This window comes from Streptomyces dangxiongensis, from assembly GCF_003675325.1.
Lineage (GTDB): Bacteria > Actinomycetota > Actinomycetes > Streptomycetales > Streptomycetaceae > Streptomyces > Streptomyces dangxiongensis.
Map to the genome: position 1 here is coordinate 1,129,959 of NZ_CP033073.1, position 13,186 is coordinate 1,143,144.

Annotated in this window: 11 protein-coding genes; all 11 read right to left on the bottom strand. The window is 71.2% G+C overall.

Going from position 1 to position 13,186, the window contains the following annotated elements:
• Window positions 1–92: 92 nt before the first annotated feature.
• The 11 genes from D9753_RS04880 to D9753_RS04930 all read right to left on the bottom strand — a co-directional run bounded on the left by D9753_RS04880 (window position 93) and on the right by D9753_RS04930 (window position 12,956).
• Window positions 93–1,742, bottom strand: a complete 1,650-nt coding sequence (locus D9753_RS04880; protein WP_121785877.1) for a DUF885 domain-containing protein — start codon at window positions 1,740–1,742, stop codon at window positions 93–95.
• Window positions 1,739–2,644 (bottom strand): EamA family transporter, encoded by a 906-nt coding sequence (locus tag D9753_RS04885; RefSeq protein WP_121785878.1) that lies wholly within the window; start codon window positions 2,642–2,644, stop codon window positions 1,739–1,741. The genes D9753_RS04880 and D9753_RS04885 overlap by 4 nt, the downstream gene beginning before the upstream one ends.
• Window positions 2,641–3,903 (bottom strand): ATP-grasp domain-containing protein, encoded by a 1,263-nt coding sequence (locus tag D9753_RS04890; protein WP_121785879.1) that lies wholly within the window; start codon window positions 3,901–3,903, stop codon window positions 2,641–2,643. The genes D9753_RS04885 and D9753_RS04890 overlap by 4 nt, the downstream gene beginning before the upstream one ends.
• Window positions 3,900–5,225, bottom strand: coding sequence for an ATP-grasp domain-containing protein (locus tag D9753_RS04895; protein ID WP_121785880.1), 1,326 nt, complete (start codon window positions 5,223–5,225; stop codon window positions 3,900–3,902). Before D9753_RS04895 ends, D9753_RS04890 begins: the two co-directional genes overlap by 4 nt.
• Window positions 5,222–6,652 (bottom strand): ATP-grasp domain-containing protein, encoded by a 1,431-nt coding sequence (locus D9753_RS04900; protein ID WP_240468045.1) that lies wholly within the window; start codon window positions 6,650–6,652, stop codon window positions 5,222–5,224. The genes D9753_RS04895 and D9753_RS04900 overlap by 4 nt, the downstream gene beginning before the upstream one ends.
• Before the next feature lie 72 nt (window positions 6,653–6,724).
• On the bottom strand, window positions 6,725–7,474 hold the full coding sequence (locus tag D9753_RS04905; protein ID WP_121785882.1) for a hypothetical protein: 750 nt from the start codon (window positions 7,472–7,474) through the stop codon (window positions 6,725–6,727).
• Window positions 7,475–7,528: 54 nt separating this feature from the next.
• Window positions 7,529–7,828: a 2Fe-2S iron-sulfur cluster-binding protein gene (locus tag D9753_RS04910; RefSeq protein WP_121785883.1), complete on the bottom strand. Its 300-nt coding sequence runs from the start codon at window positions 7,826–7,828 to the stop codon at window positions 7,529–7,531.
• Window positions 7,825–8,853, bottom strand: coding sequence for an NAD(P)/FAD-dependent oxidoreductase (locus D9753_RS04915; protein WP_121785884.1), 1,029 nt, complete (start codon window positions 8,851–8,853; stop codon window positions 7,825–7,827). Before D9753_RS04915 ends, D9753_RS04910 begins: the two co-directional genes overlap by 4 nt.
• Window positions 8,854–9,085: 232 nt before the next feature.
• Entirely contained in the window at window positions 9,086–10,186 is a 1,101-nt protein-coding gene (locus tag D9753_RS04920; protein ID WP_240468047.1) for a ParB/RepB/Spo0J family partition protein, read from the bottom strand.
• Between the two features lie 420 nt (window positions 10,187–10,606).
• Entirely contained in the window at window positions 10,607–11,065 is a 459-nt protein-coding gene (locus tag D9753_RS04925) for a winged helix-turn-helix transcriptional regulator (protein WP_121785885.1), read from the bottom strand.
• Window positions 11,066–11,714: 649 nt separating this feature from the next.
• Window positions 11,715–12,956 carry an MFS transporter gene (locus D9753_RS04930; protein WP_121785886.1) on the bottom strand — a complete coding sequence of 414 codons (1,242 nt, stop codon included), beginning with the start codon at window positions 12,954–12,956 and terminating at the stop codon, window positions 11,715–11,717.
• Window positions 12,957–13,186: the final 230 nt, after the last annotated feature.

Genomic DNA, 13,186 nt, shown 5'->3' on the forward strand with positions numbered 1-13,186 from the left:
GAGAGGCAACGGAATCCGGTTCGATCCGTCAGGACGGCTGTGCGAAGAGGGGGGATCTCACCCGGCGTGTGCGGGCGGAGGCGTTCGGCGGCCTAGCGGGTCAGTTCGGCGCGCAGCAGGTCCAGGCCCATCGGTCCGAGGTCCAGGGCGTGCTGGTGGAACCGCTTGAGGTCGAACGCGGGCCCGTCGCGGCGGCGTGCCGCGTCCCGCGCCTGGAGCCACACCTTCTCCCCCAGCTTGTAGGCGAGGGCCTGCCCGGGGCGCCCCAGGTACCGGTCGATCTCGAAGTCGACGAACCCCGGCGGACCCAGCCCGCAGTACTCGGCGAGGAACTCGCGGCCCAGCCGCGGCGTCCACCGCTCCCCCTCGTGGAACCCGGTGCCCGCGGGGATGCGCAGCCGCAGGTGCAGCCCGATGTCCAGCACGACCCGCGCCGCGCGTAGCTGCTGCCCGCCGGCCAGCATCCCCAGCCGGTGTGCCGGGTCGGCGAAGTACCCCAGCTCGTCCATCAGCCGCTCGGCGTACAGGCCCCACCCTTCGCAGTGTCCCGGGTGCAGCTCGCACGACAGCCGCTGGAACCGGTTGAGGGTGCCGGTGTTGAGGGTCGTCACGCCGAGCTGCAGATGATGGCCCGGGACGCCCTCGTGGAACATCGTGCTCGGCACCGTCCACGTCGGGATGGGTGTGTCCCGGTCGGTGAGCGGCCACCAGACCGCCCCGGGGCGCGACAGGTCCTCGCTGGGCGCCAGATAGAAGGCGGGCCCGTCGGAGGGGGCGACCCGGCAGTCGATCCGCAGCAGCGGCTCGGGGATGGCGAAGTGTGTCCCGTCGAGGTCGGCGATGGCGCCGTCGGCCAGCTCCTGGAGCCAGTCGCGGAACGCCGCCGCGCCCGTCACCTGGTACCGCGGGTCGCTGTCGAGCGCCGCGAGCACCGCCGGCACCGGTTCGCCGGGCGCGAGTTGTTCGGCCGCACTCGTCATATCCCGCCGTACCCGGGCCAGTTCGTCCCAGCCCCAGGCGTAGGTGTCCGCCAGATCCAGCCGGGTGCCGAGGAACTCCCGCACCCCCAGCCGGTAGCGGTCCTCGCCCACCGCGTCCAGCCGCGGTGCGTCCGCCGCGAGCTGCCGCGACAGGTACGCCGCGAACGCCGTCAACGCCTCGTTCGCGGCCGCCGCGGCCTCCTCCAGAGCGCCGCGCAACCCGCCGTCGCCGTGCCCGGCGGGCAGCCCCGCCAGGTACGACCGCATGTCCCGGCAGTCCCGGGCGTTGCGGACCACCTGCCGGTACGGTGCGACCCGGCCGCCGCGCCGCGCCTCCTCCAGGCTCTCGCGCAGCCCCGCCAGCGTTGCCGGGACGGCCCGCAGCCGAGCCAGCAACGTCTCCCACGCGGTGTCGCCGCCCTGATCCAGCAGCGCCACCGCCTGCCGCACCCGCTGGACGGGCCCGTCGATGGTGTCCAGCAGGGTGCCGTAGGCGTCGGCGTCGGCCAGCGCCACCTCCGTGGCGAGCCGCTCACGCAGTACCGCCGCCGCGACGCGCTCCGTCTCCCCCGCGACCGGCGTGCCGTCGACCGCCCGCAGGGTGCGACGTGCCAGCTCCGCCCGCGCCCGCGCCGCCCGCGGGCCGAAGTCGGTCAGCCGCTCCTCCTGCCCGGCGATGCCCATCACCGCGGCCAGGCACGGATCGAGCGCGGCCATCTCGTCCATGTACCGGTCCGCGAGAGCGTTCAGGGCGGTCGTCATCGGGAGCGGCTCGGCGACGGTAGCCGGACGGCGGTCCCGGACCCCGCCAGCCGTTTGCCGTACAGCCCGATGACCAGGCCGGCGACGACCAGTGCTCCGGCCACCAGCTTGAGCGGCGGCAGCGACTCGTCGAAGATCAGCACGGAGCCCAGTACGCCGAAGATCGGGACGAGCAGGGAGAGCGGCGCGACGGTGGACACCGGGTACTCGCGGAGCAGCCAGTTCCAGACGGCGTAGCCGAGAACGGTGTTCGGGTACGCCTGGAAGAGGATGGACAGGACCGCGGCCCAGCCGATCTGGTGCGGCAGCTCGGCATAGCCCTTGGTGCCGTTCACGACCAGGTCCAGCAGGAAGAGCGGGAGCGGGGAGAACAGGCTGGACCAGACCATGAACGCCAGCGTCTCCTTGGGCGCGGCCTTCTTCAGGATCACGTTGGCGACGCTCCACGAGACCGCGCCGAGCAGCACCAGCGCGACACCGGCGAGCGTCACCGTGCCGTCGGTGACGAACGTGATCGAGAACAGGCCGACCAGCGCGACCGCGATCCCCAGGTACTGGAACCGCGACAGCGACTCGCGGAACACCACGGCTCCGAGCACGATCGTCAGGAACGCGCTGAACTGGAGCACCAGGGACGCGATCCCCGAGGACAGCCCGGCCTTGATGCCCAGGTTCACCACACCCCACAGGCCGACGCCGAACACCAGCCCGTAGCCGATGGTGTACCGCCACGGCACCTGCGGCCGCTTCAGGAAGAAGACCGCGGGCAGCGCGCTGAGCGCGAACCTGATCCCGGCCAGGATGAGCGGGTCGACGCTCTCGAGCCCGATCTTGATGATCGAGAAGTTGAGGCCCCAGATCGCGGTGATGGCCACCGCGATCAGGATGTGCTGTTTCTTCATGCCAGAACCTGTTTCGCTGTCGTGAGGGCGGCCGGGCGGGTGCGGACCGAGACGGAGCCGAACAGGTCGACGATCCAGTCCCGGGTCTCCTCGGAGGTGTCGCTCGTGACGATCCCGGCGAGGACCGTCTCTCCGGCCTGGTAGGTGATGTGGTCGGGCAGTGGCGCGCCGGACGGCAGTTCGTTCCAGGCGACCACGCGCGGGCCGGCCCGGAACGCCAGGGCCCCGTCGAGGCCCCGGAACTCCTGGCCGGCCAGGTGGTGGCCGGGGTGGACGAACCAGCCGTACCGGCGCTGGTGGGCCGGCGGCTCGGGGAGCATGCCGGCCACGGGCTCGCCGAGCAGGACGCGCAGCTCGTACGAGGGCAGGTGGACGCCGGTGGCCAGCTCGACGGTCGCCACCACATCGGCTCCCCCGACCCGGTTGCCGACCTCCAGGAACACCAGCCGCCCCTCGTGGACGATCGCCTCGAGATGGAAGCTGCCGTCCTCGATCCGTACGGCGGCCAGGGCACGCGACACCCAGGTTCGCGTCTCCGCGGAGAAGGGGATCTGGAACGATCCCATCGGCAGGCCCTGCGCGTACTGCAGGCAGGTGCCCACGTACTCGCTCGCGCTGAGGACCAGGACCTCGCCGCCCTGCACCAGACCGTCGTAGTGCCTGATGGGCCCGGCGACGAACTCCTCCGCCTCGAAGTCCTCCAGGCCGCTCCCGTCGTCGAGGAGGGCGACCCCGGTCCGGCCCTCGGTGACCGCCGCGGCGGCCTGACGCGGGGTGTCGAACACGAGCACGTCCTCGCTGGACGCGCCGCGGTGCGGCTTGATGACGGTCCGGCCGTGCCAGGGCACCGAGCCGTCCGGTTCGAGGAAGCGCGGCAACGGGACGAAGCGCGGCACGCGGAGACCGGCCTCCCCGACCGCCTGCTTCATCAGGACCTTGTCGCGGGCGAGCGCGACCTGGTCCACCGGCGCGCCGGGGACGCCCAGGTGCTCGCGCAGCCGGGCGGCGTCGAGCAGTTCGTACTCCGACATGGAGATGACCCGGTCGAAGTCGCGGGGTTGCTGTGCCAGCCAGTCCCGGGCTTCCTCGAAGGCCGGGCGCGTGCCCGGCCGGCTCACGCGCTCGCAGCGCAGGCCGGGCGGCAGGGTGGCCAGCGCCTGGTCGGTTCCGAGGTAGGTGACCTCGTGCCGGTCGTGGGAGATCCCCCGGTGGTACTCGATCTTGAAGTAGGGCACGCGGTGCAGGATGAGGATCTTCATCGGGCCTTCCTGACGGGAGCGGGGAGGGCGAGGGCCCGGTCCAGGGCGTCCGACCAGGCCTCCCGCAGCGCGTGGACGACGGTGCGGATGTCGGCGCGGTCGCCGCGCAGCACGATGCAGCCCTGTGCCGTGAAGTCCGCGTTGTCGCGGGCGACGGCATGCAGGTGGCGGCGCTCGGGCGACAGCCAGGAGAACTCCGTGACGGTCAGCTCGCCGTCGGTCAGGCCGAACCGTTCGGCGGTGGCCCGGACGGCGTCCGCGAACGGCTCCGCGCCGGCGGCGACGTCGTCCGGGGAGAACGAGCGGTCGCTGCCGACGCCGAGCATCACCGTCGCCGCCGAGCAGCCGGGCACCAGCCGCCCCGCGTCGGCAGCCGTGCCGAACGCCGTGTCGACCCAGCGGTGGTGCAGGTCGATGCCGTAGACCCAGCGGGCCAGCGACCAGATCTTCATCCCGCCCGGCCGCCGGTTCGGCTCCACGATCGCGGCGCACAGCCCGTCGTCGCTCAGCTTGATCTCGTTGTGGAACGGGCCGTCGCACTGGCCCACCAGCCAGTTCGCCTGCCGTCCCGCCCGCTCCAGCGTCGCGCGCTCGTGCTCGTCCACCCCGGCGGGCAGCACCTGCGCGATCTCGACGGGGTACCGGCCGCGCGCGCTGATCTTCTCGGTGAGGAACGCCAGCGAGCCCAGCCCGTCGTACGAGTACTCGCGCCGGTACGGGATGAACTCCTCGCAGATGACCCCGCCCTCCAGGTAGGGGAGCACCTCGGCGAACGCCGCCGTCAGGTCGTCGCCGGGGCGGACGACGACGACGCCCCGGTTGTTGCCCTCCGCGGCGGGTTTGACGACGAAGCCGTCGGGGTGCGCGCGCGCGAAGTCCCTCAGTTGGTCGAGCGAGGCGATCTCGGCGAAGGCGGGCACCATGATGCGCTGCGCCGTCAGCAGGTCGGCCACGCGTGCCTCACCGAGCCGGTAGCGGTACTTGGAGAAGGCGCCCTCGGCCAGTCGGGGTGAGTCGACCGGGACGCCCAGCCGCTCCAGCAGCTCGGCCCCGCTGCGCACGGCGTTGTCGGAGAAGACGATGCCCGCCCTGATCCGCTCGCGCCGGTCACCGAGCAGCTTCTCGCCGATCTCGGCGAAGTCGTCGCGCAGCGGGTCGAGGTCGATCACCTCGTCGGCGATGGAGTCGTCGGCCTCGGTGGGAGCGGCGCGGATCAGGACCACGGTCGCGCCGTGGCGTGCGTGCGCGTGGTCCCGCAGGTGGCGGACCTCGTCGATCCGGCTCAGGTTGTAGTCGACGATGAGGAGGATCGGCCTGGTCATCCGCACTCCGTCCCGTACACGATCTCGATCGCTCGTTCGGAGGCGGGTACCAGCTCGGGCAGGACCGCCTCCCGGTCGGCTCGGTCCATGCGCCAGAGCACCTGGCCGAGGAACACCTCGCGCGAGGACGACTCCACGACGTCGCCGGGTTTGAGGAGGACGTGCGACATGACCGGCTGGAGCGGGAGGTCGTCGTTCGGTCCCACCTCGCGGATCGTGCCGGGGTCGGCGAAGAAGACGCGGAAGAACGTCGCGTTCGCGCACTGCGTGGTGCCGTCCGCCTCGAACGACAGGCCCTTCAGCGTCTTCAGGAACCCGGCCGGCCGGCGGGCGGTGAGCAGGGAGTCCAGCCAGAGGTCGAGCAGGCCGGGGCCGCCGGTCAGCGCTGCCACGCTGGGCGAGATGAGGCTGCCGCCGACGCGCGGGTTGACCTCGATCAGATCCCAGCCGGACGGGGCGTGCCGCGCCTCGACATGGAAACAGCCCCAGCCCAGACCGAGGACGTCCAGCACGCTCGCCACCCAGCGGATCCCGGCGGCGGTCTCCTCCTGTGACAGGCTGGTGGGCGGGCTGACGCAGGCGTTCTCGAGCACGGTGCCCGCCGCCTCCGTCACCTCGCACTTCTCGTGCACGGCCACCACGTGCGGCTCGTCGCCGACGACGATCACCTCGAAGCTGAACTCCTGTCCGGGCACGTAGTCCTCGACGAGGAAGTCCACCCCCAGGCCCACGTGGTCACCCGCGGGCGCATCCTGCTTCGCGCCGTTGTCCGCGGCCGTGCGCGGGTGCGGTCCCTGACCCGCGGGGGCGCCGAGGCCGGGGTCGGTGGTGAAGGCGCTGGCGTAGACCGTGTCGGAGTGGGCCTCGGCGGCGATGCGTTCCAGGTCGGCCCAGGTCGTGTCGGGGGTGAGCGGGAAGGTTCCGAAGGAGGCGATGCCGCTGACCGGCTTCACGAAGTAGCGGCCGTCCTCGCGCCGCCGTGCGGCGAGCGTCTCGGGGGTGAGCGCGGACGCCCGGCCCCGGCTGAGGCCGGCGTCGGCGAGGCGGTTGCGCAGCGTCAGCTTGTCGCGCAGTTGCAGGACCTGCTTCTCGTCCAGGTCCGGCACCCCGAGACGGGCGTTGGCCAGCGCCATCAGGTGCCGGTAGCCCTCCCAGACGGTGAGGCAGCACAGCACCGACGCGCCCGCGGCCTCCAGGTGGTCGAGGTAGTCCTCTATGTCGCGCGGGGTCAGCACGTGCCCGGCGGTCGTCCGGACGTCGTCGGCGAGGTCCGCCAGCGCTCGTGGCCTGGATTCCTGGTGCTGTGGCTCCGGCAGCGAGCTGAGCACGTAGGCCTTCAGCCCCCGCGCCGTGACCGTGCCGACGAGGTCCTCCATGAACGAGAACCCCACATGGCTGAGCAGCAGCACTCCCCTGGCGTTTTCCATGCTCGATCCGGCCTCCTCACCGGTGGGCGGGGGCGCGGCGCTCTCGCGCCGCGCCCCCGCTCAGGACAGGGGTCAGGCCGGCTGCTCGGCCTTGGCGATGGTGTCCAGGTACAGCTCCTCGAAGTACTGCGCCAGGATCGTCTGGTGCTCGCGGAGGTACCGCTTGAACGCGACGATGTCGTCGTCGCTGCGCAGCAGGTGCCGGACGGCAGCCCACACCTCGCCGGGGTGGTCGTCGTTGATGTCGGTGTGCGAGTGGTTGATCTGGCCGCCGATGTTGCCCTCGCCGACCGAACCCTTCAGCGCCTCCAGCTTCTTGGGCTCCAGCTTCACGTTCACGTACTCGACGAGGTAGGAGTACGCCACCACGCCGAGCGGGCCCTCGTGGTCCAGGAGGTAGGAGAAGTAGCCGGTCAGCAGCTTGGTCGACAGGTAGGGCTCGGTGGCCAGGAACTGCTCGCGGGACACGCCCACCTTCTCCAGGTCGGCGATGAACAGTTCGTCGTGGAGCATCTCCTCCTGTTCGTAGTTGGCCCAGACCTGTGCCGCCTCCGGGCTGCGCTTGGCGACCTCCACCAGCGCCTTGGCCTCGGCCACGCGCAGCAGCCGGATACGCCAGGCGGTCTCGATCAGGTTCCGCTTGTAGTACTCGGAGTCGACGTTGCGGCCCTCGAGGTGCGCGGCCTCGGGGACGTTGGCGTACCACTCGAGGACCTGCTGGTCGAGCTGCTGGTCGATCTCGGCGCGCAACTGCGCCGAGGCGCCCGCGGTGAGGAACGGGGTGCGGTCCCCGTAGCCGACGTTCGTGACGCGGTTCGGCATGATGTCACCCTTCTCGTGTTTCTCGTGGACGCCCGGACGTTGGGTACGAGCGGTTCAGATGTCGTCGGCGACGCGGACGGTCGCGTCGCCCCGCAGCCGGCACTGGCAGGCCAGGCGGTGGTCTCCGCCGGTCCGGCCGAGGTCTTCGAGGAAGTCGAGTTCGTCGTCGTCGGGTTCGCCGAGGGAGCTGAAGCCCTCCAGCACCTGCACGACGCACGCGCCGCACGATCCGGAGCGGCATCCGAAGGGGATGAGCCGCTGCGGGGTCTCGTACTCGACTTCGGTGAGGGGAGATCCCACGGGCAGCAGGATCTCGGTTCCCGTCGGAAGGATGGTCAGCTTTTTCAGGGTCATGACAGCAGCGCGGCCTCGCGGTCGGTGGAGTGCTCCGGCGCGAGGCGGGAGCCGGGACGCAGCTCGACGGCCGCGTGGTTCGCCGCGGTCGCCGCCTCGCCGAAGCCCACGGAGATGAGCGGGACACGACCCTCGTAGGTACAGATGTCGCCCACCGCGTAGACCCGCGGGAGGTTGGTCCGCATCGCCCGGTCGACCGCGATCTGGCGGTTCTCCATCCGGAGCCCCCAGTCGGCGATCGGGCCCAGGTTGGTGATGAACCCCAGTGCCGCGACGACGGTCCGTGCGGGCAGCGTCAGTTCTTCCTCGCCGGTCCGGACCCGCACCTCTGCCAGGTGGTCCACGCCTTCGCAGCCCGTCACCTGAGCGTCGGTCAGCACGCGGATGTCGGCCGCGTACATCTGCTTGACGCTGTGCTCGTGGGCGCGGAAGGCCGGGCGCCGGTGGACGACGGTGACGGACCGGGCGACCGGCGCGAGAGCGAGGGCCCAGTCGACCGCACTGTCACCGCCGCCGACGATCACCACGTCGCGGTCCCGGTGCTCTTCGAGGCGCGGCACGTGGTACGCCACGCCACGCCCCTCGTAGGGCCGCAGGCAGGGCAGCACGCGTGGCGTCGAACGGCCGAGTCCGGCCGCGATCACGACAGCCCCGGCGCGCACCCGCCCGCCGTCCTCCAGCCCGAGCACCCAGCCCGCACTCTCGTCGGGCGTCAGGGAAGCCGCCGTCCGGCCGAGCAGGTAGTGCGGATCGAACGGCGCGACCTGGGCGACCAGGTCGTCGGTCAGTTCCCGGCCGCGCACGGCCACATGGCCGGCGACGTCGTGGATCTTCTTCTCCGGGTACAGGGCCGCCATCTGGCCGCCCGGCTCAGGCAACGCATCGACTATCACGCTGGAAAGCCCGCGGAATCCCGCACAATAGGCGGCGTACAGGCCGGCCGGACCTGCTCCGACGACGGCCACGTCCGCGCCCGTCTCCGCACCGGCTACGATCGTCTTCACTCGATCTCCCGCTTGATTCATCCTGGACTCCAGGCCTTCTTAGCGTTCGGTCGAACAGCTCGGCTACCTCTGTTCCGTGGCCGGTCAGCCGGTTGATGACCCTGCATTTCACGCTCGCTGACACAAAGCACCGCAGCGGGTCCTTTCCTCGGTCAAGGAACCTTCCGCCGAGTGCTATTTCATCATTCAGGGGCCTGATCACGCCGTCAAGAAAAGAAGTCGGAACTCCGCCCGTCCGCATTTCTGAGCACGATCAGGAGGCTGTTCCCGGGCTTGGGCGAGATTGTTCCGGGCCCTTGCCGTCGCCGACGGCCTCGTCCAGGGCGCTGGCGAACCGCTGCCATTCCCGGGCGTAGGAGTCGGCCAGGTCCGCGACCGCGACGGCGCAGTGCGGCGGCACCGCGGCCATAAGCTGCCGGCCCGCCTCCAGGTCCGGCGCGTGTTCGTTCAACCAGCGCAGCAGCGCGCGCCCGGACTCGGTGAACCTGAGTGACGGGTCCTTCGCCAGGGTCTCGATGCGCTGCGCCCGAGCGGTCCGTGCCGACCGGTCGGGGGCCGGTGCCCCGGTGCCGTCCGCCCGGTTGCGGTCCCGACGCCTGCGGGTGACACGCAGCCGTGTCGGCACAGGATCCTGCTCGCCGCGCCGCACCCGTTGCCGGATCTCGCACGCGGTGCTGATGGACACCCCCGCGCTGGCGGCGATCTGGTGGAGGGTGGCGCCGGGGCACTCGGCGAGGAAGGCGCGTGCCGCCTCCCGGCGTCGTGCCGCGTCGAGCGGGCGGGAGCGGCCGTCCGCCCCGACCCGGACCTCCGACTGAGGAACGTCCTCACTCGAAGCGCGCCGCACGGCGCCCACGGTCTTGGGTGAGAGTCCGGTGATGCGTGCGACGGCGCGGTCCGACAGATCCGGGTGCGAGGCCAGGATCCGCCCGGCCGCGGCCTTTCTGTCCTTGAGCGTCAACGGCAGACCGTGGGTGACGTTGGCCTCCACCGCGCGAAGGAAGATCTCACTGACCGGCCCGTCCAGATACCGGACCGGAATCGTCTCCTCTCCGCGAAGCCTGGCGGCCTTGAGGCGATGCATTCCGTCGACCACATACCGTGTGTCCCGATGCACCAGGATCGGCTCGATATCTCGCTGCGCGAGAACCTCGACATGCTCCTGGCTTATCCCGCCCAGACGGGGCGAGTCGGCAGGCACCACGGAATCGACCGGCACCAGGTGTACGTCGGCGCATTCGCCTCCCGTCGCGGCATCGAGATTCCGGGCCGTTGTCTCCGAATGACCTATCACCAGTCCCCCTAATACAACGCACGCGAATTGAACACTCCCGCCGCAGGGCGGGCCGGACACAGAACCCGTTTCCTCTCGATCTCGGCAATCGATTTTCACTCTGAATGGCCATGGGAACGGCCGGCCGATCGGCTTGTCGGTCGAGACGGCGGCAAGGTCACGTTTCACGGACCGCCGGACGGACGGCGTCTCACGGCGTCGGCCGGTCGGAATTCCGTCGCCCCCGCCCGTGAGGGCGTGCCGCGCCCGGCCTCGCGGTGGGGTCGGTGGGTGCTAGCGGATTCCTGGGCCGCGGCGGAGGACCGGCGGCGCGAGACACGGCGGCGCCGCGGCGCCCTGCCGGGCATCCTTCGCCCCGGTCCCGGCGTCGCCGGTGGCGGCGAGCCTGGAGTCGTGTGCGGCCTGTGGCGTGACGGCGTCCGCCGCCCGCACGGTGGGTGCAGCGGAGCCGGGGTCTGAAGGCACCGAGGGGTCCGCTTTCTATCGGGTCTTCTGCACGTGGGTGGTTTCGCTGTCGAGCAGGGTGCCGCCGGCACTGGTCGGCGCGATCTCCGGCACAGGGGTGCCGTGCTGGTCGACAAGGACGGAGTGGGTCTCGCCGGGCGCGAAGGCATGGCGTTCGCCCCACTGCCGCAGGGTGAGGATGACCGGGAAGAGGTCGCGGCCGGTGTCGGTGAGCACGTATTCCTGGCGGCGGCCCGAGGGCGCGGTGCGCTGCGCGAGCAGCCCGTGAGCGATGAGTTTGCGGAGTCGGTCGGTGAGGATGTTGCGGGCGATCCCGGTGCGTCGCTGGAACTCGGTGAACGATCGCGCCCCGTCCATCGCGTCGCGGATGACGAGGAGACTCCACCTGTCGCCGACGAGGTCGAGCGTTCGGGCGACGGGGCAGTCCGGGTCGGTCCAGCCAGGGTCCGCGGCGCGCGTGGTGTTGCTCGCCATGACACCTCCCGATGAGTTGCGGATCGAAACCATTATGCCGCATGGGGCAAAATGGCGGCGATCCGCTACTGACGGGAGGAGGTAGCGCCCGGTGTCGGAGTACACGCGCTCCAGGCGGTGGCCCGCGGGTGCGGCACGCAGGAAGCGGAGCCTGTGAGCGGTGAGCCCGCCGAGGCGCCCGGCGCGAACGGTGCCGGTGCGTCACTGGAACCCGGTGGACCGCCATACCCCGCCCACGGCCTGACGGCGGACGGTCGGAGCCGGATGGCCTCACCGCCTTCGGCGAACGGTCCTGGTGCCGGTCCGTGCAGCAGTGCCATCGGTACTGTCCCTCCGCCGCTGCCCCCGGATCAGGTGCGGACGACCTCGCCGCCGGCGCCGGGGGATTCACCCGACGGCGAGACTCAGCCAAGCATAAAGAACGCTATGTATGTGTAACGGGAAGGGCATACGCGATGCGACTTGGCCAAGTCCAGTGGTGCGAATCGCCCCAGAAGCCGTAAGTGGCGGGCCGTGATCGACGGAGCCCGCGCGTGCCGCGGGAGGCTGTACGACGATCATCACCGGACTCCGTGCCGCACCCGCGCCCAGGACGAGCGACCGGGAGAAAGGCCTGGCCCCGGCGCCACGAGTGCGGCCGGGGAGACACTCACAGGGCGCGTCCGGCCCGGTCGGCCGCTCGCGCCCGCTCCCGCTCCTGCCGCGCGCCCGCTTCCTGGGATCCGGGGTTCGCACTGCCGGGGGACGGTCGCCTGTCGATGGCCCAGACGGCCAGCGCGCAGGCCGCGAACGCGGCCCCGAGGAGACTGGAACCCGCCCAGCCGTGGGCGCTGAAGACGGCGGTGGTCGCGGCCGCGCCGAGAGCGGAGCCGAGCGAGTAGAAGACCATGTAGCTGCCGATGACGCTGCTGATGCGATCCGGATGCGCGGTGGTGAGCAGGTGCTGGTTGCTCACGTGGACGACCTGGACCGCGAAGTCGAGAAGCACGATCCCGACCGTGAGGAGCCACAGCGACGAAGGCAGCCGTGCGACCGCCGCCCACGAGACGATCAGCAGGGTGAGCGCGAGACCGGTGACCGGGACCGCCCGTCCCGCGTCCGCCCACCGTCCCGCGCGTGCCGCACCCAGCGCGCCGGCGAGACCGGCGATGCCGAACAGTCCGATCTGACTCTCGCTCAACTGCCACGGGTCGGCCGCCAGCGGCAGGGACAGTCCGCTCCACAGCGTTCCGAACGAGGCGAACAGGAAGAACGCGATGAGCCCGCGGGTCAGGAAGAGGCGCTGCCCGAACAGTCCGCCGATCGAGGCGACGGCCCGCCCGTACCCCGCGGGCCGGCTGGGGCGCTCCTCCGACGGCAGGACGGCGAGGACGAGGACCGCGAGCCCGAGCGACAGCACCGCGAGCACGACGTAGACGCTCCGCCAGCCCCACACCTCGGCGAGCGTGCCGGTGGCGACCCGCGCGCCCAGAATCCCGACGACGACGCCCGAGGTCACGACGCCGATGTTCCGTCCGCGTTCGGCGGGCAGTGAGACCGACGCGGCATAGGCGACCGTGGTCTGCACCACGACCGCGAACACCCCGGCCGTCGCGAGCCCGGCGAACGCCACCCATGCGGCTGACGCCGAGGCCGTCAGAATCATGCCCGCCGCGGTGACCGCCAGGTGCACGGCGATGAGCCGGCGCCTGTCGACCACGTCGCCGAGCGGGACCAGCAGCACCAGCCCCGCCAGATAGCCGAACTGGCCGGTCGCGACGATCCACCCGGCGAGTCCCGGCGACAGCCCGAGATCGTGTCCCATCGGCTCCAGAATCGGCTGCGCGGCGTAGATACTCGCCACCGCGACACCGCACACCACCGCGAGCAGCAACCGTCGCCAGGCGTCCATCACACTCACATCCCAATCAGTAGCAGATCGCAACTGTTTTTAACGGTAGGGCATGCCGGTTTCGATTCGCAACTCATCGGGAGACGGTCGTGTCACCGAGGCCCTCGCGCACTGCCGTCCGGGGGTCGCGCACGTGCTGCCGCTTACGGCTTCTGAGGCGATTCGCGCCGCCGGACTTGCCAAAGTCGCATCACTTCCCCCCTCGCGTGGACATACATAAATAGCGCTAT

What these genes read in the sequence shown, in the direction of transcription:
- D9753_RS04900 (WP_240468045.1), bottom strand. Translation starts at nt 6,652, where the DNA reads ATGGAAAACGCCAGGGGAGTGCTGCTGCTCAGCCATGTGGGGTTCTCG.
- D9753_RS04925 (WP_121785885.1), bottom strand. Translation starts at nt 11,065, where the DNA reads ATGGCGAGCAACACCACGCGCGCCGCGGACCCTGGCTGGACCGACCCG.
- D9753_RS04910 (WP_121785883.1), bottom strand. Translation starts at nt 7,828, where the DNA reads ATGACCCTGAAAAAGCTGACCATCCTTCCGACGGGAACCGAGATCCTG.
- D9753_RS04885 (WP_121785878.1), bottom strand. Translation starts at nt 2,644, where the DNA reads ATGAAGAAACAGCACATCCTGATCGCGGTGGCCATCACCGCGATCTGG.
- D9753_RS04905 (WP_121785882.1), bottom strand. Translation starts at nt 7,474, where the DNA reads ATGCCGAACCGCGTCACGAACGTCGGCTACGGGGACCGCACCCCGTTC.
- D9753_RS04880 (WP_121785877.1), bottom strand. Translation starts at nt 1,742, where the DNA reads ATGACGACCGCCCTGAACGCTCTCGCGGACCGGTACATGGACGAGATG.
- D9753_RS04930 (WP_121785886.1), bottom strand. Translation starts at nt 12,956, where the DNA reads ATGGACGCCTGGCGACGGTTGCTGCTCGCGGTGGTGTGCGGTGTCGCG.
- D9753_RS04890 (WP_121785879.1), bottom strand. Translation starts at nt 3,903, where the DNA reads ATGAAGATCCTCATCCTGCACCGCGTGCCCTACTTCAAGATCGAGTAC.
- D9753_RS04915 (WP_121785884.1), bottom strand. Translation starts at nt 8,853, where the DNA reads ATGAATCAAGCGGGAGATCGAGTGAAGACGATCGTAGCCGGTGCGGAG.
- D9753_RS04895 (WP_121785880.1), bottom strand. Translation starts at nt 5,225, where the DNA reads ATGACCAGGCCGATCCTCCTCATCGTCGACTACAACCTGAGCCGGATC.